This window comes from Chelativorans sp. M5D2P16 (assembly GCF_034427935.1).
Classification (GTDB): domain Bacteria; phylum Pseudomonadota; class Alphaproteobacteria; order Rhizobiales; family Rhizobiaceae; genus Chelativorans.
Genome location: NZ_JAXQNM010000041.1, coordinates 29,059 through 48,680 on the forward strand (window position 1 = coordinate 29,059; position 19,622 = coordinate 48,680).

Here is a 19,622-nt window from a genome sequence, read left to right on the forward strand (position 1 = left end):
CTTGGAAAGCGAAGGGGCAGAACCCGCCTACTGCTGGTTCTCGCTATCCGGGGCCGGGCTTTCGGCCTCGCCGGCGCCCATCTGCTGCTGGAAGAGCTGATCCACGGAGGATTTCAGTTCCTCGTTCGGGATCTCCACCTCGGCTGCCTCGCGCAGCGCGCTCAGCTGCTCGACATATTTGTCGCGCACGAGAAGCGAGCGAATCTGGTTCTGCACCTGCTCGAATGCCGGCGGCTCCTGCATGCGCTTGTCCTCGACCTTGATCACGTGCCAGCCGAACTGCGTCTCGACCGGCTCCTGCGTGTAGCTGCCGGGCTCCAGGGCGAAGGCGGCCTCTTCGAAGGCCGGCACCATGCGTCCCTTGGTGAAATAACCGAGATCGCCACCCTGCGCGGCCGAGCCGTCCTGCGAATGCTCCTCTGCGATTTCGGCGAAATCGCCCCCTTCTTCGAGCTGCTGGATGATATCCTTCGCTTCTTCCTCGGTCTCGACAAGGATGTGGCGGGCGCGGACTTCCTCCTCCTGCGGCAGGTTGGCGACCTCCGCCTCATAGCGGGCGCGCATCTCCTCTTCGGTGATGCTCTGAACCACGTTCTGGTCGACGAAGGCGCTATGGAGCGCACGGTTGCGCAGGAATTCCATCCGATGCTGGAAGTCCTCGCTTTCGTCGATCTGATTCTCCTCGGCCTCCGAGGCGAACAGCCGTACATCGATGATCGCCGAAAGGGCGGCCGCGCGGCGCTGCTCCTCGGGCATCTGTCCGGCCTGGGGGACGAGTTCCTGTTCGGCCAGAGCCAGGTCGGCCTCGGTGATGGGCTGCCCGTTCAACGTAGCGACGACGCCGTCATCCTGCGCCAGCGCCGGTGTCGCGCCGAGAGCGGCAGCCAGCACCACCGCGCCGGCGCGCGCAACGAAAAAGCGACGGAAAGATCTGTTCATGGGAATTTCTCCAGTCCTGGGTCTCGGGGCGTCTGCTTGGACGTATGGCGCACCCTTCAAAGCGACCATGAATATGGCGGATTTTTGCGGTCCAGCGCGGGTTTGGCGCGAAGTTGACATCGTGGGTAGCCCCTCTTATCTCTCCTTCGATCCTGCGTCCAGAACCCCATCGTTTCCGGGCGCGACTTCAGCTGTTAGTTCGCGCCGGGGTATAACTGGCGAAACGAGCCGGTGACCAGCCATCGGCGCATCGCGAATTGAAAGGACCAGATAATGGTCGGTTTCGGCGGTATCGCCCGCAAGATTTTCGGCTCAGCCAATGAGCGCCGCATCAAGGGCTTCCGCCCCCGTGTCGAAGCGATCAACGCCCTCGAAGGCGAGATGCAGGCGCTTTCCGACGAGGCGCTGCGCGGCAAGACCGAGGAATTCCGCAAGAAGCTGGCCGACGGCGCGCGCCTCGACGATCTCCTAGTGCCCGCCTTCGCGGCGGTGCGGGAAGCCTCGCGCCGGGCGCTCGGGCTGCGTCCCTTCGACGTTCAGCTTATCGGCGGCATGGTGCTGCACGAGGGCTCCATCGCGGAGATGAAGACCGGCGAAGGCAAGACCCTGGTGGCGACGCTCCCCGTTTACCTGAATGCGCTGACCGGCAAGGGCGTGCATGTCGTCACGGTCAACGACTACCTCGCCAGCCGCGACGCCGAATGGATGGGCAAGCTCTATGGCTTCCTGGGCCTGACCACCGGCGTTATCGTGCACGGCCTGTCCGACGACGAGCGCCGCGCGGCCTACGCCTGCGACGTCACCTACGGCACCAACAACGAGCTCGGCTTCGACTACCTGCGCGACAACATGAAATATGAGCGCACCCAGATGGTGCAGCGCGGCCACTACTACGCCATCGTGGACGAGGTGGACTCGATCCTGATCGACGAAGCCCGCACGCCGCTGATCATTTCCGGCCCGCTCGACGACCGGTCCGAGCTTTACACCACTATCGACTCCTTCATCCTCAAGCTCGACGAGGGTGACTACGAAATCGACGAGAAGCAGCGCACCGCCACCTTCACCGAGGAAGGCACGGAAAAGGTGGAAGAGCTGCTGCGCGAGGCGGACCTCTTCAAGGGCGAGTCGCTCTACGACGTCGAGAACGTCGCCATCGTCCATCACCTCAACAACGCGCTCAAGGCGCACAAGCTCTTCCAGCGCGACAAGGATTATATCGTCCGCAACGGCGATCTCATCATCATCGACGAGTTCACCGGCCGCATGATGCCCGGCCGGCGCTACTCGGAAGGCCTGCATCAGGCACTCGAGGCGAAGGAGCACGTCAAGATCCAGCCCGAGAACCAGACGCTGGCCTCCATCACCTTCCAGAACTATTTCCGCATGTACGACAAGCTCGCCGGCATGACCGGCACGGCGTCGACGGAAGCGGAGGAGTTCGGCAACATCTATGGTCTCGATGTGGCCGAGGTCCCGACCAACCTGCCCGTCCAGCGCCTCGACGAGGACGACGAGGTCTATCGCACGGTCGAGGAGAAGTATCGGGCGATCGTCAATGAGATCAAGGAGGCGCGGGCGAAGGGCCAGCCGATCCTGGTCGGCACCACGTCGATCGAAAAGTCGGAGTATCTGGCCGAAAGGCTGCGCAAGGAAGGCATCAAGGATTTCGAGGTCCTGAACGCCCGCCACCATGAGCGCGAGGCCTCCATCGTCGCCCAGGCCGGCAAGCCCGGCGCCATCACCATTGCCACCAACATGGCCGGCCGCGGTACCGACATCCAGCTCGGCGGCAATCCCGACATGCGCATCGCCGACGAGCTTGGCGACATGCCTGAAGGGCCCGAACGCGAGGCGAAGGAAAAGGCCATCCGCGAGGATGTGCAGCGGCTGAAGGAAAAGGCGATTGCCGCCGGCGGCCTCTACGTGCTGGCCACCGAGCGCCACGAGAGCCGCCGCATCGACAACCAGCTTCGCGGTCGCTCCGGCCGTCAGGGTGACCCCGGCCGCTCCAAGTTCTACCTGTCGCTCCAGGACGACCTCATGCGCATCTTCGGCTCCGACCGAATGGACGGCATGCTGCAGAAGTTGGGGCTGAAGGAGGACGAGGCCATCGTCCATCCATGGATCAACAAGGCGCTGGAAAAGGCCCAGAAGAAGGTCGAGGCGCGCAACTTCGACATCCGCAAGAACCTCCTCAAGTTCGACGACGTGATGAACGACCAGCGCAAGGTCGTCTTCGAGCAGCGGATCGAACTGATGGATGGCGAGAACCTGTCCGAGACCGTCGCCGAAATGCGTCAGGACGTCATCGACGATCTCGTCGACCGGCACATCCCGGAAAAGGCCTATGCCGAGCAGTGGGATGCCAAGGGGCTCAAGGAAGGCGTGCTGGCAAGCCTCAATCTCGACCTGCCCATCGAGGAGTGGGTGCAGGAGGAAGGCATCGCCGAGGACGACATCCGCGCCCGCATCACCGAGGCCGCCGACAAGGCTGCGGCCGAACGGGCCGAGCGCTTCGGTCCCGACATCATGACCTATGTCGAAAAATCGATCCTGCTCCAGACGCTCGACCACCTGTGGCGCGAGCATCTCGTCAATCTCGACCATCTGCGATCGGTCGTCGGTTTCCGCGGCTATGCCCAGCGCGACCCGCTCAACGAATACAAGACCGAATCCTTCGAGCTCTTCCAGTCGATGCTGGCCAATTTGCGCCAGGTGGTGACGGCGCAGCTCATGCGCGTGGAGCTGGTGCGCGAGGCCGCCGACGCCCCGCCGCCGAAAACGCCTGACATGGAAGCCCATCACCTCGACGAGACCACCGGCGAGGACGAGTTCGACGGTGACACGATGACCCTGGCCCGCGCCGAGACGGGCACCGTGCCGGCCGCGGAGCGCGATCCGAAAAATCCGTCCACCTGGGGCAAGGTCGGCCGCAACGAAGCCTGCCCCTGCGGCTCCGGCAAGAAGTACAAGCACTGCCACGGGGCATTTGCATAGAGCGCTGGATCATCAGCCCGGCCGGTTTCCGCAGCAAGCAATGAAGCTGCTGCCGCTGGGAACCGGGCACGGCCGGCAGGTCCAAGGCCGACAGGTCAAAGACTCCCCCGCGATCGGCCGGGATAACGCGGGCAGTTGACCTCCCCTATCCTTTTCGCAACGTGCTCTTAAAGACTCTGCGCTAGAACACCCCGTCAATGTGAAGCGGAGAGTAGTGCGTGCGCTTCTCAGCAGCAACGACTGCAGAACGTTTCCTGCCGGGGCGGCTGGCCGCGCGTGCGCGGCCCTGGGCGGAGCGTTTCGATACGCTGATGCGCTCGCCCGACGCGCGCGGCGAGGCCGGGCGCATGACGATCATCGTCTTCCTGGCGCGAATCGTGAACGCCGCCATCGCCTTTTTGAGCCAGGTGCTGCTCGCCCGCTACATGGGAGGGTTCGAATACGGCATCTTCGTTCTCGTCTGGGTGACGGTCATCATCCTCGGCAGCATCTCCTGCCTGGGGCTCGACACCTCCGTCATCCGTTTCATCCCGGAGTATCGTACGCGCGGCCAGATGGCGGAGCTGCGCGGCATTCTCATCGCCGGCCGTCTCTTCGTGCTGCTGTTCTCCAGCGCCTGTGCCGCACTCGGCGCGCTCGGCATTTGGTTCCTGCAGGGGTGGATCGAAAGCTATTATGTGGTGCCCTTCTATCTGAGTCTCGTCTGCCTGCCGATGATCGCGCTCGGCGACCAGCTCGAGGGTGTGGCCAGGGCCAATTCCTGGGCGTTGTGGGCCATGGCGCCGGCCTACTTCATGCGCCCGCTGCTCATCCTGGTTTTCCTATGGGCGGGCTACGCTGCCGGCTATACGCCCAACGCAACCACCGCGATGGTCGCCGCGATCCTCGCCACCTACGCGACGACGCTCATCCAGCTCGCCGTCGTCGGCACGCGCGCCGAACGCGGGCTTAAGGAACGGCCGCGCTTCCTGCCCCGGTATTGGGCCGCGGTATCGCTGCCGATCTTCCTCGTCGAAGGCTTCTTCTTCCTGTTGACCAACGCCGACGTGCTGATGGTCGGCCGCTTCCTGCCGCCCACCGACGTCGCCGTCTACTACGCCGCGGTGAAGACCCTGGCGCTGGTCCATTTCGTCTCCTTCGCGGTGAAAGCAGGCGCGGCGCAGCGCTATGCCGCCTTCCTGCACAGCGGCGAGACGACGGCACTGGCGCACTTTGCCCGTGAGACGGTCTCCTGGTCCTTCTGGCCTTCCCTCGCCATGGGGCTGGTCGTTCTCCTCCTGGGCAAACCCATACTCATGCTGTTCGGCCCGGGCTTCGAGACCGGCTATCCCCTTCTCTTCCTGCTCGTCGTGGCGATCGTCTGCCGCTCGGCTGTCGGACCGGCCGAGGCGCTTTTGACGATGAGCGGCCACCAGAACGCCTGCGCCGCCGTCTATGCGGCAACCCTGGCGATCAATATTGGCCTGAACATTCTCCTCATTCCGGCGCTCGGCCTTTGGGGGGCCGCATTGGCTACGACCGTCGCCGTGCTTTTCGAGGCCGCGATGCTTTCCCTGACCGTCTGGTGGAGACTCGGCATCGCCATGGCCGTGTTCCTGCCGGCAACACCACGAAAGGAGGCGCTCTAGATGGCAGCCACCCCAATTGTCGAAGAGATCGGCGGCGCCTCGGGCGCCCTTGTCGGGCATCTTGCCGGCATCCGGGAGACACCGGAGGGGGCCGACCTGGAGCTCTTCTCCTCCACCCGGCCGTTGCGAAAGCTTGCCATCTATTCCGCCTCCGCCGGTTTCGACCTCGTCGACGAGCTCGACCATCTGTGCGCCCGCGCCATAGAGCCGAATGTCTTCTTCAACCCGCGCTTTCTCGCACCCGCCATGCCCCGGCTGGAGGACCGGGAAGTGCGGCTTGCCGTCATTCGCGACGGCACGGAGGAGAGAAGCCGCCTGCGCCTTCTGATGCCTTTCTCGGTCGAACGCCCCGCCACCCCGCTTGGCGCCGCCGTCATGCGCACCTGGTCGAACCCCTTCGCACCGCTCGGCACGCCGCTCGTCGACTTCGACGATCCGCCGGGCGTGATCGAGGATTTCCTCGCCATCCTCGCCCGGCCGCATCTCGGCCTGCCGAAGGTGCTGGTGTTGCCGGAAACGCGTCTCGACGGTCCTTTCGCCGCCGCGCTGCGGGCGACCGCCGAGGCCGCCAATCTACCCTTGACGGTCGCGGCGACGGCCGAGCGCCCGTTCCTGCAAAGCACGCTCGACGGCGAAACCTATCTGCGCAACAGCCTGCGCGCGCATCACTACCGGGAGTTCCGGCGCCTCAAACGCCGACTGGCCGAGCAGGGCCGGCTGGAACACCACATCGCCCGTACCGCCCAGGAAATCAGGAACGGCATCGAGACCTTTCTGAGCCTGGAAGCTTCCGGCTGGAAGGGCCGCGAGCGCACGGCGATGGCCGTGGACCGTTATCGCGCCGCCTTCGCCCGCGAGGCCGTCGACAGGCTGGGCGAGCGCGATCTTTGCCGCATTCACACACTTACGCTCGATGAAAAACCGATCGCCTGCATCGTCGTTTTCGTGGAGTCGGGTGTCGCCTATACATGGAAGACGGCCTATGACGAGAGTTACGCGGCGTTTTCCCCCGGCACGCTCCTGATGATCGAGGTGACCAAGTGCCACCTCGAGGATCCCAATATCGACTGCACCGATTCGTGCGCCGTTCCCGACCATCCGGTGATGAGCCGGCTCTGGGCGGAACGTCGCTCGATCGCCACCCTTGTCATCGGCCTGACGCCGGGCAGCGAAAAGGCCGCCCACCAGGCGGCGGGGCAGATCCATTTCCACCGCGAAACCCGCAATATGATGCGCCTTCTGCGCAACCGGGTCCGCCGGCTGGTGAAACGCCGTTGAGGTGGAGGGACGCGCCAGCTTGCCGGTTCTATCCTATTGCAGGCGTCGGCGTCCCGCTCCGCCTGGGTAGACGTCCGGTGCCTTCCGGCTGTGAGTGGCTTCGTCTCCTCCACACCGCGCACCCGATCGGCGTCAAAGGAGGGCCGTGCACCCGCGGCTCCGTTTCATCCGGTTGCGGCCGCGCTGAGGCGGCGCTCCCGGGATGTCTTTGATGCCTCCGCGCGCTTGCTCGCGCAGATCGCGTAACGGTATTGCACCGCGCGCTCCAGCGCCTTGAGAAAGCCCATATGCCGCGCCTGGGCCCGATGAATGGCGCCGAGGCGCTTATCGATCACCGGCTCCAGGAAGCCTGCCTCTAAAACAAGCCGGCTTATTTGCTCCGCCCTGGCGCCTCGGGAAAAATAAACGCGTGACAGGATGCTTTGGTGTCTCGCCCGCATCTCGGCACCAAGGGCGGACGGTTCCTCCTTTTCGGGTCGGAGCTTCTCGATGACCCTGCGCATGCGGCTCACCCAGGTCTCCGTGACGAAGTCGCCGTCGACGATCAGCAGGCGCCCGCCGGGCTTCAGAAGCGAGAACCACTCGGTGAAGGCGGCCTGCGGGTCGACGAGGGTCCAGACAAGGTGACGGGTGACGATCACGTCGTAGCTCTCAGGCTCTTCGAGCGTACGTTCCGCATCGCCGAGCAGGAAGCGGATATCGCTTTTGCGATCCGCCGTCTTGGCCCGCGCCCTGGCGAGCATGGCCTCCGACCAGTCGAGGCCGGTGACGGTGTAGCCCAGGTCGTGCATGAGGTGGGAGACGACGCCCGTGCCGCATGCGAGGTCGAGCGCCCGCCGCCGCTCCCCCGGCCCCAGATGCTTGAGGATCAGCCGGTGCCACGCCGCGCGTTCCTCTTCCGAGAAAATCTCGTGCCCCACCGAAAAATCGAATGTCTCGGCGCGCGCCGACCAGTAGTCGCGTATCTCGTCGCGCAGCGAATAGTTGGCCCGTCCTGACATCCCCGCCCAGCCGTCCACCAGTTTGGAACCGCTCTAAAAGATATTTCTTGAGAAAAGAAGTTGTATTTTATAAGTCGCGATCCAGAGTCAACTTTTAAGCGGGACCACCATGAATTTCCATAAACTCGCGGCCGGCGCAGCGGCCATCGTCGCAGTCCTGTCGACAACCCTCGTCGCCGGAGCCGAAACGGTCACGGTGACCGATGTCGCGGGCCGCGAGGTCGAGGTCGACGTTCCCGTAGACCGGGTGATCCTGGGCGAAGGCCGGCAGGTCTATCTGGTGGCCGCGCTCGATCCGGACGATCCGTTCAAGCGGGTGGTGGGTTGGCGCGACGATTTCAAAAGCGCCGATCCCGACAACTACGCATTCTATCTGGAAAAATTTCCGCAGATGGAGGAACTGCCCACCTTCGGCGGCTTCAAGGACGGCACCTTCGATGTCGAACAGGCAGTCTCCCTGGAACCCGACGTCGTCATCATGAACATCGAGTCCAGGCAGGCAACCGAGGACGCGCGGTATATCGAGAAGCTCGCCGCAGCCGGCGTTCCGCTCGTCTACGTCGATTTCCGCGAGCACCCCTTCACCAACACCGAGCCCAGCATGCGCCTGTTCGGCAAGCTTTTTGGCGAGGAGGAACGGGCCGAAGAGTTCATCGCCTGGCGCGCGGCCGAGATCAGGCGTGTGACGGACGTCATCGAGAAGGCGAATCCGCAACGTCCGGCCGTTTTCGTCGAACGCGCCGGCGGCTATTCGGACGACTGCTGCATGAGCTTCGGCGACGACAATTTCGGCAAGTTCGTCGAAATGGCCGGCGGCACGAACATCGCCAAGGACATCATCCCCGGCACCTTCGGCACGGTGAATCCGGAGCAGATCATCGCCTCCGACCCCGACCAGATCATCGTCACCGGCGGCTGGTGGGAAGCCTACGTGCCGGGGGGCGCCTGGGTCGGCGTCGGCCCCGGTCGGGACCAGGCGGAGGCCCTGCGCAAGCTCGAGGAGCTCACGGAGCGGCCGGCCTTCACCGGTGTCACTGCAGTGGAGAACGGACAGGTTCACGCCATCTGGCACCAGTTCTACAACAGCCCCTACCAGTTCGTCGCCATCCAGCAGATGGCGAAGTGGCTGCATCCGGAACTCTTCGCCGACCTCGACCCCGAGGCGACGTTCGAGGAACTGCACGAGCGTTTCCTGCCCGTTGCCTACAAGCCGGGCCACTGGGTCTCGCTTTCCGATGGCGAGTGAGAGGGCGATAACAGCCACTGTGGAGACCGCCGGCGGGCGCGGGCGCTACCGCGCCCTCGTCTGGCGGCGGCAGCTTATACTCGCCGGCCTTGGGGCAGCGCTCCTCTTCAGCCTCTGTGTCGACCTGGCGCTCGGCCCCGCCCGCTACGGCCTGGGCGAGGTGGTGCGGGCGCTGCTCACCCCGGATGCCGTCCCGCAACAGGTGCGGGTGGTCTTGTGGGAGATCCGCATGCCGGTAGCGCTGATGGCCGTGGTCGTCGGTGCGGCCCTGAGCGTTGCCGGCGCGCAGATGCAGACCATCCTCAACAATCCGCTTGCAAGTCCGTTCACCCTGGGCATTTCCGCCGCCGCCAGCTTCGGCGCCGCCCTGGCGCTCGCCTTCGGCGTGGCGCTCATCCCGGCGGCGATCGCGTATGTGGTGCCGGTCAACGCCTTCGTGATGGCCATGCTGGCCGCGCTCCTCATCCACCTGCTCAGCGTCAAGCGCGGGGTGACGGTCGAAACGATCGTGCTGCTCGGTATCGCGCTGGTCTTCACCTTCAATGCGCTGCTGGCGCTGGTCCAGTTCTTCGCCTCGGCCGAAGCGCTGGCGGCCGTCGTCTTCTGGACCATGGGCAGCCTGACCAAGGCCACCTGGCCCAAGCTCGCCGTCACCACGTTCGTGCTGGCGGCCGTCCTGCCGGTCTTCGCGCGGCGCGCCTGGGCACTGACGGCACTCAGGCTCGGGGAGGACAAGGCGGCGAGCTTCGGCATAAAGGTGGCGCGCCTCAGGATGGAGACCTTGATGCTGGTCAGCCTTCTCGCCGCCATTCCCGTCGCCTTCGTCGGCACAATCGGCTTCATCGGGCTGGTCGGCCCGCATATTGCGCGCATGATCATCGGCGAGGACCAGCGCTTCTTCCTGCCGGCTTCGGCGCTTTCCGGCGCGCTTATCCTCTCGGCCAGCTCCGTGGCGAGCAAATCCCTGGTACCCGGCACGGTGTTCCCGATCGGCATCGTCACCTCGCTGATCGGCATCCCGTTTTTCATCTCCCTCATCCTCTCCGGCACGAGGCGCTCATGGTGACCATCCGGCTCGAATCCCTCGGCGCACGCTATGGCCGGAAGCTACTGCTCGAAGGCGTGGCGACGCCGAAGTTCCAAGGCGGCGACGTGGTGGCCGTCATCGGCCCGAACGCTGCCGGCAAGTCCACGCTCTTCAAGCGCGTGGCCGGTCTTTTGCCCGGGCCGGGGATCGTGCACGTGGAGGGAAACCGCAAGGGCCGCGACAGTATCTGCTACATGCCGCAGGACACATCCGCCAACGCGGTGCTCACCGTCTATGAATCGGTGCTGCTCGCCCGCAAGCAGGGGGCGGGCTGGTCGGTGGACGAGGAGGACCTCGCCCGCATCGACGAGGCCCTGACAGCGCTCGGCATCTCCGACATCGCTTTTCGCAACATCGGCGAGCTTTCCGGAGGCCAGCGGCAACTCGCGAGCCTCGCCCAGACCCTGGTGCGCGAGCCGGAAATCCTGCTGATGGACGAGCCGACGTCGGCGCTCGACCTGTCGCGCCAGGTGGAAGTGCTCGGTCTGATGCGAAACCTTGCCCGAGCGCGCGGCATGGTCGTCCTGATTGCACTGCACGACCTCAACCACGCGCTGCGCTTCTGCGATCAGGCCATAGTGGTCGCAGGCGGCCGCCTCGTCGCCTGCGGGCCGGCGCCGGACATCATCACGCCGGCGCTGCTGCGCGAGATCTATCACGTCGAGGCCCGGATCGAGACCTGCTCCCACGGGCTCGGGCATATCATCGTCGACGGCGTGGCGGCCCAAAGCCGCACGTTCGCCTGGCACGTCGCCGAATCGGAAATCGGCAAACCGGACCGCCAGCGCAGCGAAGGTGCGGCAATGACCGTCCAGGCATCGTGAAAGCGGCGGCAGCATATAGAGACTAGAGCCGCCCCATCGCCGCGAGCACGCGCTCGACGGGCGACGCGGGTGACTTCTTCCCGGCCGATCTCATAGCTGGGATAGGGCTTGCGCGAAGTTTTGGTGCACTATGACGGCGCGATCTCGATCCTGAGTTGGTCCTGTTCGCAGCAAGCCTTCTCGGGCCGCCAGTGACCCTGTGAAGCCTTGGCGAAGGAAGGGGTGGTGCGGGCGGTCGGACTCGAACCGACACGTCTTGCGACGGCGGATTTTGAATCCGCTGCGTCTACCAATTCCGCCACGCCCGCACTTCTGCCGCTGATCCCGGCCTCCGCGCCCTGCACCCATTCTGCACGTGCGCCTTTGGCCTTCTCCCGACAGAGGAAGCCGCACCTGATACAGGTGAGCCGGCGCGGACTATAAGGCCGGGTGCGGTGACGTCAACTCCCCCGACAGTGGCGCCATTGCGCTTGCCCGGCGGGCCCGCTACATAGATTGCCTCGATCCAAGGGCACTTTCCGATGCTTCGCAGACTCTACGACTTCACCATGTCGCTGGCGGCGACGCGGCATGCGGAAAAGGGGCTCGCGGGCGTCTCCTTCGTCGAGAGCTCGTTCTTTCCCATACCGCCGGACGTCCTCCTGATCCCCATGGTTCTTGCGGAGCGGACGCGCTGGCTGCGCTACGCCTTCATCTGCACCCTCGCCTCGGTCGTGGGCGCCCTTCTGGGCTATGCCATCGGCGCCTTTCTCTATGAGGCCGTGGGCCAGCCGATTCTGAGCTTTTACGGGAAGGAGGACGCCTTTCAGCAGGTCGCCGACTGGTACAACCGCTGGGGCGGATGGGGTGTTCTCTTCGCCGCCGTCACCCCCTTCCCCTATAAGGTGCTGACGATCTTTTCCGGCGCGACCGGGCTCAATCTGCCTGTCTTCATTGCCGTCTCGATCATCGGGCGCAGCCTGCGCTTCTTTCTCGTCTCCTGGCTGCTCTACATGTTCGGCCCGCCGATCCGCATTTTCATCGAGAAGAACCTGGGCCTTCTTTTCACCCTTTTCATGGTTTTGCTCGTCGGCGGTTTCGCCGCCGTCAGATACGTTTTTTGAGGTTGTAATGACGCTCACCGCCCCGACCGGCACACTGCAGACCGCCGCCGCCGGTTTCCTTGCCTTTGCCATGGCGGCCACCGTAGGCACCGCACTCGGCTTTGAGCACATCGGCGGCTTTATTCCCTGCCAATTGTGCCTGGAGCAGCGCGTCCCCTACTATATCGGCGTGCCGGTTATGCTCGTTGCGCTCACCTCGGCCGCCCTGCGCTGGCCGCCCCTCATCACCCGCGGCCTGCTGCTTACCGGCGGCCTCCTCATGCTGTGGGGCCTCGGCCTCGGCACCTACCACGCCGGCGTCGAATGGGGCTGGTGGGCGGGCCCCACCGATTGCGGCGTCGTCGCCCCCGTCGAGAGCGCCGGCAGCCTTCTCGACCAGCTCAACGAAGTCGTTCCGCCTGCCTGCGACGAGGCCGCCGGTCGCTTCCTGGGACTTTCATTCGCCGGCTGGAACGTGGTGGCGAGCGCCATCCTGGCGGCGGTCGCCCTCAGCGGCGCTTTCAAACGCTGAGAAGAACGGCGGGCTCAGGGCTCCAGCTCGACATCCCAGTAGAGATAGTCCATCCAGCTTTCGTGCAGATAGTTGGGCGGGAAGAGCCGGCCGTTGTTGTGAAGGTCGAAGACGGTCGGCCGGAAGGGCTTCTGTTTCGGCCACATCTTCGCCTGCGCCGGCATGAAGCCGCCCTTCCTGAGATTGCAGGGCGAACAGGCGGCGACGACGTTTTCCCACGAGGTGACCCCGCCGTGCCGGCGCGGAACGACGTGGTCGAAGGTCAGATCCTCGCGCGTCCCGCAATACTGGCACTGGAACCGGTCGCGCAGAAAGACGTTGAACCGCGTGAAGGCGGGGTAGCGGGACGGCTTCACATAGGACTTGAGACTGACCACGCTGGGCAGCCGCATCGTAAAGGACGGTGACGAGATCGCGTGCTCGTACTCGGCGACGATGTTGACCCTGTCGAGGAACACGGCCTTGATCGCATCCTGCCACGACCACAGTGACAAGGGATAATAGCTGAGTGGACGATAGTCCGCGTTCAACACCAGAGCGGGCATACCGTCTGGCGATACAGCGATCGTCACGTTCCTTGGGCTCCTTCGCTAGGCCGAACCGATCGACGCCGATACTGTAAGCAGGTGATGACAGGAATGTGAAGCGTCTAATCACGCTGCCAGCGCCGGCAAATAGGACATTTGCCCCCGTTTTTCCGGACTTTCAAGCCGCCGGAGCCGCTTCAAGACCCTTCATCTCACGATAATAGGCCCAAAAGAGCCGCGCGGCAGCCGAGCGCCAGGGGCTCCATGATTCGGCCATGGCAGCCAGACCTTTGATGTCCGGACGCGAATCAAGTTCGAAGGCGTGCGCCACCGCGCTTCTAAGGGCCACGTCCCCCGCCGGAAAGATGTCGGCATGCCCGGCCGCGACAAGCAGGTAGACCTGCGCGGTCCACGGGCCGATGCCCGGAACGGCCGTCATCGCGGCGACCGCATCGTCGGCCGGCAGTTGCCCGAGCCGGTCGAGATCGAGCGAACCCGCCTCGATGGCCCGGCAAAGCGCCGCCAAGGCGCGCTGCTTGGCGCGCGACAGGCCGACTTCGATCAGCGTTGCTATCCCCGCCGCCGCGAGGCTGGTCGGCAGCAGCGGATCGATCCTGGCGCTGAGCCGTTTGAAGATGGCATCGGCGCTTGCCCGCGAGACCTGCTGCGAGACGATGACGGAGACAAGACTGTCGAAGCCGGGCGCACTGCGCCGAAGCGGCACCGGGCCCGCCGCCGCCCGCACCGCCCCCAGCCGGGGATCGATCACCACCAGCGCATCGAGCCCGCGCGCAAGGTCCTCCACAGTGTCGATACGTTGCATGTCTTGGTCCTTGCGGCCCCGTCCGGCACCATCCATAGTCCCTCAAAGCCTCTAGCAACGACACGATGGCGACCACAATCCGTTTCCTGCGTGGCTCATGACGTCTCCTGTCTTCCGCTTCGCCCCCAGCTCCAATGGCGCCCTGCATCTGGGCCATGCCTATTCGGCGCTGCTCAACTTCGCCATGGCGCGCGCCGCCGGCGGCCGCTTCCTGCTGCGCATCGAGGACATCGACGTCACGCGCTGCACGCCGGAACTGGAGCAGGCGATCTATCGCGATCTCGCCTGGCTTGGCCTGGAATGGGAAGAGCCGGTGCGCCGCCAGTCGGAGCACTTCGACGACTATGCGCAGGCTCTGGAGCGCCTGGTCGATGCGGAGATCGTCTATCCCTCCTTCATGAGCCGCGGCGAAGCGCGCGTCTATGTCGCCGAGGCCGAAGCCGACGGCTCCGCCTGGCCGCGCGACCCAGACGGCGCCCCCCTCTTTCCCCCCGTCGACCGGCAGCGCTCCGAGGCGGAGCGCCGCCGGCGCATGGAAGCGGGCGATCCATTCGCCTGGCGGCTCGACATGAAGGCCGCGGCAACCCATGTCGGCCAACCGCTCTTCTGGGAGGAGAGCGGCGCCGGTCCCGACGGCGAGACCGGCCGCGTCTCAGCGCATCCGGAGCTCTGGGGCGACGTCGTGATCGCCCGCAAGGAAATGCCGGCGAGCTATCATCTGGCGGTGGTCGTCGATGATGCGCTGCAGGACATCACCCATGTGGTGCGCGGGCGCGACCTGTTCCACGCTACCGCCGTTCACCGCCTGCTGCAGGAACTGCTCGGCCTGCCGGTCCCGGCCTACCACCATCATGCCCTCGCCCTGGATGACGACGGGCGCAAGCTATCCAAGAGCCGGGGAGATACGGGGATAGCCGCCCTGCGTGCCGCCGGCGCCTCGCCCGGCGACATCCTGCGTATGGTGGGGCTAGACCAGGCGGTCCAGTACCAGTTTTAGAAGCACCAGAACGAGATAGAGGACGAAGGCGCCTGCCAGTCCGGCGATCGCCGCCTCCAGCATGGTCTGGAAGCGCACGCCCTGAAGATTGACCGCCTGGATCGCGCCGAAGAAGCCGCAGGTGATGATGGCGGCGCCGAGGACCGGGCCGAAGCCTGCTTCCTCCAGAAGCGAGCGCAGCGCGATGGCAAACATGTAGGCGAGCATCGCCACGGTCGCGACGGCGAAGACCAGCCAGGTGGTATCGAGCTTCATCAGCATTGTGCCGCCACCCCTGGGCCAGTTCTCCCGATCTTCAGCACCATTGACATTGCCATTGAAAACTTTCGCTTTCCTTGCCGCCCGCAAACAACGCAAAGCACCCTCGTTTAAGTCTCCGGATCTGCCATGGCCACCGCCGAGAAAGCCATTCCCGCCCTGTTCGTCCTGTTATGGGCCACCGGCTTCATCGGCGCGCGCTACGCCATGCCCTGGGCGGAACCCTTCACCTTTCTGTGGGTGCGCTTCGCCTTGAGCTTCGCGCTGCTTCTGCTGCTCATCCCCGTGGTGGGTGCACGCAGGCTGGCGCCGCGCACGGCCCTCCACGCGGGCATCGCCGGGATGCTGATGCACGGCGTCTATCTGGGCGGCGTCTTCTGGGCGATCCGCCACGGCCTGCCGGCCGGCATCGCCGGTCTCATTATCGGGCTGCAGCCGCTGCTGACCGCCGTCATGGCCGGGGCGATCGCCGGCGAAACCGTGGACCGGCGGCTTTGGCTGGGGCTCGCGGTGGGGCTTGTCGGCGTGGCCGTCGTCCTGTCGCCGAAGCTCGGCGACGTGACGGGCGGCGTGACAGCCGCGACCATCGGCGCAGGCCTTGTCGCCGTCCTCGCCATGAGCGTCGGCACGGTCTGGCAAAAGCGCTTCGTCACCAATGCCGACCTGATCACCGGCACGCTCTATCAGTATCTGGGCGGCTGGCTGGTCGCCTTCCCGGCCTCCCTTCTCTTCGAGAACCAGCACTTCGTGCTCACGGGCGAACTGATCTTCGCCATGGCGTGGCTGGTGCTCGTGCTCTCGCTGGGCGCGATTTTCCTGCTCATGGTGCTGATCCGCAAGGGTGCGGTCGCGCGCGTCGCCTCCCTCTTCTACCTCGTCCCCGCGGTCACGGCGGTGATGGCCTGGGCGCTGTTCGGCGAGACGCTGACGCCATTGCAGATCATCGGCATGGTGATCACCACGCTGGGCGTGGCGCTGGCGACGGTTCAGCCCTCGCTCGTCAGGCGCGTTCCGCGATAACGCATGATGGCGGCGTTGAGCTCGCCGCCGAGGATGAACACCACCGAGATGATGTAGAGGAAGACCACCGCGACCATGATCGAGGCCAGCCCCGCATAGGTGTTGGCATAGCTGCTGAAACGCGACAGATAGGCGGCGAAGACGCTGGAGCCGGCGAGCCATCCGAAAAGCGTGAAGATGATGCCGGGCAGGATGTCCAACATCGTGCGCCGCCCGGCCGGCAGCCACATGTGAATGGCCGTCAGCGCCGAGATCAGCACCGTCACCGCAACCACATAGCGCCAGAAGGTGATGGTACCCATATAGGGCTCGATCCATTCCAGCCGCGCCGCCGCCACCTCAGCCACGACCGGCGCGACCACCAGGAGCAGGCTGATCGTCAGGAAGCCGGCCGTCGCTATGAGGACGAACAAGAGGCTTTGCAGCCGCACGCGGATGAAAGACCGGTGCTCGACCACCCGGTACGCCCGGTTCAACGACAGGCGCAAGGCTTCCACCCCGTTGGACGCGAAGAGCCCGGCGACGATCACGCCGAAGGTCAAAACGTCCCCGCGCCGCACGCTCAAGACGCTAACGACCTCGGCTGCGATCGGCGCGGCCACCTCCTCGGGCCAGGTATCGAAGACGAGGTGCACTGCCGTTTCCGAGAAAGCCTGCGCGCCCAGGAAACTGGCAAGCGCCGTCGCGAAGATGAGAAACGGAAACAGCGCCATTATGGCGCTGACGGCAAGATGGCTGGCCATCGCCCAGCCGTCGTCCTGGTTGAAATGGCCGAAGGCATCTCCTCCGATCTGCCTCAGCGCCTTGAACCAGTGCACCTTGTCGCCTCGAATGACATCGCGTTCCGAATAGCCGTTTGTCTTGCCGAGCCTAATATGTGAAACCCGTACCCTGTAAGGCAACCTGCCATCGCGGAAAAGCAGCCCCGATGAACAAGAACGGGACCATCCTCGTGACCGGCGCGTCCTCCGGTATCGGCGCCCATTGCGCCCGCGCCCTGAAAAAGGACGGCTGGCGCGTTTTTGCAACGGCGCGCAAGCCCGAAGACATCCGCCTGCTCGAAGACGACGGGATCGAGGCCTTTTACCTCGATTACCGGGAGCCCCCTTCGATCGCCGCCCTCGTCGAAAACGTGCTGTCGCGCACCGGCGGCCGCCTGGACGCGCTGTTCAACAACGGCGCCTACGCCCAGGCCGGCGCCGTGGAGGACCTGTCCGTCGACGCCCTGCGCGAGCAGTTCGAGGCCAATTTCTTCGGCTGGCACGATCTCACATGCCGCATCGTGCCCATCATGCGTTCCCAGGGTCACGGCCGTCTCGTCCACTGCTCATCGATCCTCGGCCTCGTGCCCGTCACCTATCGCGGCGCCTATGCGGCCTCCAAGCACGCGCTCGAGGGGCTGATGCTGTGCATGCGTGCCGAGCTTGCCGGATCGGGCATCCATGTCTCGCTCATCGAACCCGGGCCCGTGCGATCGAAGATCGCCACCAACGGGCTCTACTGGTTCCGGCGCCATATCGACGTGGAGAATTCGGTCCACCGCGCGGCCTATCAGGCGCAGCTTGCGCGGCTGGAGGGCGGCGGACGCCCCTCACGCCTCAAGCTCGGGCCGGAGGCGGTTTACAAGGTTTTGCACCACGCGCTTGTTAACCCGCGCCCGCGGCCGCACTATGTCGTAACCTTGCCGGCGAAGATCGGCGTGGCGATGAAGCGCTTCATGCCCGCCGCCGCCCTTTACCGGCTGCTCGCCACCCAGGCATGACCCAGGTGCCCGTCCCTCCCAGGAAGCAAAGCAGGAAACCATGTCCACCATCTTCAACATCCTGGCCGTCGCCGTCATGGTGGCGGTCGTCTTCGTACTGATCCGCGGTCTCATCAACATGTTGCGCGGCGGCTCCGGCAACACGTCCAACAAGCTGATGCAGGCCCGCGTTGCGCTGCAGGCGGTCGCAATCGTCCTCGTCGTACTGGCGCTGTGGTACAGTCAGGCCAGCAACTGAGGGGAAAGCGCGGCGATGGTGAAGCTCAACAAGATCTATACCCGCACCGGCGACAGCGGCACGACGGGCCTGACCACGGGCGAGCGCCGCCTCAAATCGGATTTGCGGGTCGCCGCCTTCGGCACCGTCGACGAGACCAATGCCTGCATCGGCATGGCGCGCATCCACACCGCCGCCGCGCATCCCGGGATCGACGCGATGCTGGCGCGGGTGCAGAATGATCTGTTCGATCTTGGCGCCGACCTCTCGACGCCCGAGACGGGGACCAGGCCCGGCCACGATCCCTTGCGCATCGTCGCAGCGCAGGTGGCGCGCCTGGAGCACGACATCGACACGCTGAATGCCGACCTCGCACCGCTGCGGTCCTTCGTCCTTCCGGGCGGCTCGCCGGCCGCCGCCGCCCTGCACCTCGCCCGCACGGTCGCCCGCCGCGCCGAACGGCTCATGGTGGAGCTGAGCCGTACCCCCGGGGAAACGGTCGGCAGCGAGGCGATCAGCTACATGAACCGCGTTTCCGACTTCCTCTTCGTCGCCGCCCGGGCGGCCAACGGCAACGGTGCCGGTGACGTGCTGTGGGTGCCGGGCGAAAACCGCTGACGGCGGGTGGGGGGAGGCAGGCATGTTCATACCGCTCCACGACGCCAACCGGCTGAAACACATCCGGTATCAATATGTGACGCTCGGCATCATCGGCCTCAACTTTCTGGTCTGGTGCGCCATATCGCTCGGCGGCACCGGCCTTGCGCAGGCGACCGCCTTGAGCCTCGGCTACATTCCCTCCGTTGCCTACGACCTGGCCGTCCTGCCGCCGGAGCTCGATCTGGTGCCGACCCCGTTCACATACATCACCTATTCGTTCCTGCACGCCGATCTCTTGCATCTCGGCGGCAACATGCTGTTTCTCTGGGTATTCGGCGACAATGTCGAGGATGCTCTCGGCCACCTGCGCTACCTGATCTTCTACCTGGCCTGCACCGTGGCCGGCGCGGCCTTCCACGGCATGGTCATGCCCGAATCCCAGGCGCCGCTCATCGGCGCTTCGGGCGCGGTTGCCGGCGTCATCGCCGCTTATCTCGTCCTTCATCCGCGCGTGAAGCTGTGGGTACTCGCCTTCGCGCGCATCCCCCTGCGCGTGCCGGCCTGGCTGGCGCTTGTCGTGTGGATCGGCACGCAGTTCTTCATGTTCGTGGTCGACGAGGAAAACCAGGTCTCCTGGGCCGCGCATATCGGCGGCATCGTCGCCGGCACGATCCTCGTCGTGCCGATGCGCCGGCGCGGCGTACCGCTTTTCGACCGTCGGATCGTTGCGCCGGAGGCGGCGCAGATCGAACGCTCATGACGGCCGCAGCACCTCTCCGCCCACTACGCCGGCACCTTCGC

Annotated in this window: 19 protein-coding genes, 1 tRNA gene and 1 pseudogene; 14 read left to right on the plus strand and 7 right to left on the minus strand. The window is 65.2% G+C overall.

From position 1 onward, the window contains the following. Nucleotides 1-27: 27 nt before the first annotated feature. A complete protein-coding gene (locus tag SIN08_RS21925) occupies nt 28-939 on the minus strand; it encodes a peptidylprolyl isomerase (protein WP_322453749.1) in 912 nt (303 codons plus the stop codon). Between the two features lie 273 nt (nt 940-1,212). Here SIN08_RS21925 and secA point away from each other — a divergent pair, with 273 nt between their 5' ends. From secA to SIN08_RS21940, 3 genes are all read left to right on the plus strand, one after another. After that, entirely contained in the window at nt 1,213-3,939 is a 2,727-nt protein-coding gene (gene secA / locus SIN08_RS21930; protein ID WP_322453750.1) for a preprotein translocase subunit SecA, read from the plus strand. 218 nt (nt 3,940-4,157) lie between these two features. Beyond that, on the plus strand, nt 4,158-5,567 hold the full coding sequence (locus SIN08_RS21935; protein ID WP_322453751.1) for a lipopolysaccharide biosynthesis protein: 1,410 nt from the start codon (nt 4,158-4,160) through the stop codon (nt 5,565-5,567). Further along, a complete protein-coding gene (locus SIN08_RS21940; RefSeq protein WP_322453752.1) occupies nt 5,568-6,845 on the plus strand; it encodes a GNAT family N-acetyltransferase in 1,278 nt (425 codons plus the stop codon). A gap of 164 nt (nt 6,846-7,009) precedes the next feature. On the opposite strand, the gene SIN08_RS21945 is transcribed toward SIN08_RS21940, so the two are convergent. Next, a complete protein-coding gene (locus tag SIN08_RS21945; protein WP_322453753.1) occupies nt 7,010-7,846 on the minus strand; it encodes a class I SAM-dependent methyltransferase in 837 nt (278 codons plus the stop codon). A 109-nt stretch (nt 7,847-7,955) separates the two neighbouring features. On the opposite strand from SIN08_RS21945, the gene SIN08_RS21950 reads away from it, so the two are divergent. The 3 genes and pseudogenes from SIN08_RS21950 to SIN08_RS21960 form a co-directional block, all read left to right on the plus strand. Then, nucleotides 7,956-9,092 (plus strand): ABC transporter substrate-binding protein, encoded by a 1,137-nt coding sequence (locus tag SIN08_RS21950; protein ID WP_322453754.1) that lies wholly within the window; start codon nt 7,956-7,958, stop codon nt 9,090-9,092. Next, nucleotides 9,082-10,158 (plus strand): iron ABC transporter permease, encoded by a 1,077-nt coding sequence (locus SIN08_RS21955; protein ID WP_322453755.1) that lies wholly within the window; start codon nt 9,082-9,084, stop codon nt 10,156-10,158. The genes SIN08_RS21950 and SIN08_RS21955 overlap by 11 nt, the downstream gene beginning before the upstream one ends. Beyond that, nucleotides 10,152-10,901 (plus strand): annotated as a pseudogene (locus SIN08_RS21960) (ABC transporter ATP-binding protein); the annotation flags it as partial. The gene SIN08_RS21955 and the pseudogene SIN08_RS21960, both read left to right, overlap by 7 nt. A 325-nt stretch (nt 10,902-11,226) precedes the next feature. Here the strand turns inward: SIN08_RS21960 and SIN08_RS21965 are convergent. Then, nucleotides 11,227-11,311: transfer RNA gene (locus tag SIN08_RS21965), tRNA-Leu, on the minus strand. 213 nt (nt 11,312-11,524) lie between these two features. Here SIN08_RS21965 and SIN08_RS21970 point away from each other — a divergent pair. Together SIN08_RS21970 and SIN08_RS21975 are read left to right on the plus strand one after the other, a co-directional pair. Continuing rightward, nucleotides 11,525-12,106: a YqaA family protein gene (locus SIN08_RS21970; RefSeq protein WP_322453756.1), complete on the plus strand. Its 582-nt coding sequence runs from the start codon at nt 11,525-11,527 to the stop codon at nt 12,104-12,106. 7 nt (nt 12,107-12,113) lie between these two features. After that, nucleotides 12,114-12,617, plus strand: a complete 504-nt coding sequence (locus tag SIN08_RS21975) for a disulfide bond formation protein B (protein WP_322453757.1) — start codon at nt 12,114-12,116, stop codon at nt 12,615-12,617. Nucleotides 12,618-12,631: 14 nt separating this feature from the next. On the opposite strand, the gene SIN08_RS21980 is transcribed toward SIN08_RS21975, so the two are convergent. Next, on the minus strand, nt 12,632-13,189 hold the full coding sequence (locus SIN08_RS21980; protein WP_322453758.1) for an HNH endonuclease: 558 nt from the start codon (nt 13,187-13,189) through the stop codon (nt 12,632-12,634). Between the two features lie 133 nt (nt 13,190-13,322). Then, nucleotides 13,323-13,967 carry a DNA-3-methyladenine glycosylase 2 family protein gene (locus SIN08_RS21985; RefSeq protein ID WP_322453759.1) on the minus strand — a complete coding sequence of 215 codons (645 nt, stop codon included), beginning with the start codon at nt 13,965-13,967 and terminating at the stop codon, nt 13,323-13,325. A 97-nt stretch (nt 13,968-14,064) separates the two neighbouring features. On the opposite strand from SIN08_RS21985, the gene gluQRS reads away from it, so the two are divergent. Next, a complete protein-coding gene (gene gluQRS / locus SIN08_RS21990; protein WP_322453760.1) occupies nt 14,065-14,964 on the plus strand; it encodes a tRNA glutamyl-Q(34) synthetase GluQRS in 900 nt (299 codons plus the stop codon). On the opposite strand, the gene SIN08_RS21995 is transcribed toward gluQRS, so the two are convergent. Beyond that, nucleotides 14,935-15,225: a hypothetical protein gene (locus tag SIN08_RS21995; protein ID WP_322453761.1), complete on the minus strand. Its 291-nt coding sequence runs from the start codon at nt 15,223-15,225 to the stop codon at nt 14,935-14,937. The two genes, gluQRS and SIN08_RS21995, sit on opposite strands and share 30 nt — an antisense overlap. A 126-nt stretch (nt 15,226-15,351) precedes the next feature. Between SIN08_RS21995 and SIN08_RS22000 the strand changes: the two genes are divergently transcribed. Continuing rightward, nucleotides 15,352-16,242: a DMT family transporter gene (locus SIN08_RS22000; protein ID WP_322453762.1), complete on the plus strand. Its 891-nt coding sequence runs from the start codon at nt 15,352-15,354 to the stop codon at nt 16,240-16,242. On the opposite strand, the gene SIN08_RS22005 is transcribed toward SIN08_RS22000, so the two are convergent. Then, the gene (locus tag SIN08_RS22005) at nt 16,209-17,060 is read right to left on the minus strand and encodes a YihY/virulence factor BrkB family protein (RefSeq protein WP_322453763.1); all 852 of its coding nucleotides are present in this window, start codon (nt 17,058-17,060) and stop codon (nt 16,209-16,211) included. The two genes, SIN08_RS22000 and SIN08_RS22005, sit on opposite strands and share 34 nt — an antisense overlap. 110 nt (nt 17,061-17,170) lie before the next feature. Between SIN08_RS22005 and SIN08_RS22010 the strand changes: the two genes are divergently transcribed. The 4 genes from SIN08_RS22010 to SIN08_RS22025 are packed head-to-tail and all read left to right on the plus strand — an operon-like array spanning nt 17,171 to nt 19,581. Next, entirely contained in the window at nt 17,171-18,004 is an 834-nt protein-coding gene (locus SIN08_RS22010; protein WP_322453764.1) for an SDR family oxidoreductase, read from the plus strand. Nucleotides 18,005-18,044: 40 nt separating this feature from the next. Further along, the gene (locus tag SIN08_RS22015; RefSeq protein ID WP_322453765.1) at nt 18,045-18,242 is read left to right on the plus strand and encodes a twin transmembrane helix small protein; all 198 of its coding nucleotides are present in this window, start codon (nt 18,045-18,047) and stop codon (nt 18,240-18,242) included. A 15-nt stretch (nt 18,243-18,257) separates the two neighbouring features. After that, nucleotides 18,258-18,839, plus strand: a complete 582-nt coding sequence (locus SIN08_RS22020; RefSeq protein WP_322453766.1) for a cob(I)yrinic acid a,c-diamide adenosyltransferase — start codon at nt 18,258-18,260, stop codon at nt 18,837-18,839. Between the two features lie 22 nt (nt 18,840-18,861). Continuing rightward, nucleotides 18,862-19,581, plus strand: a complete 720-nt coding sequence (locus SIN08_RS22025) for a rhomboid family intramembrane serine protease (protein WP_322453767.1) — start codon at nt 18,862-18,864, stop codon at nt 19,579-19,581. Nucleotides 19,582-19,622 lie beyond the last annotated feature (41 nt).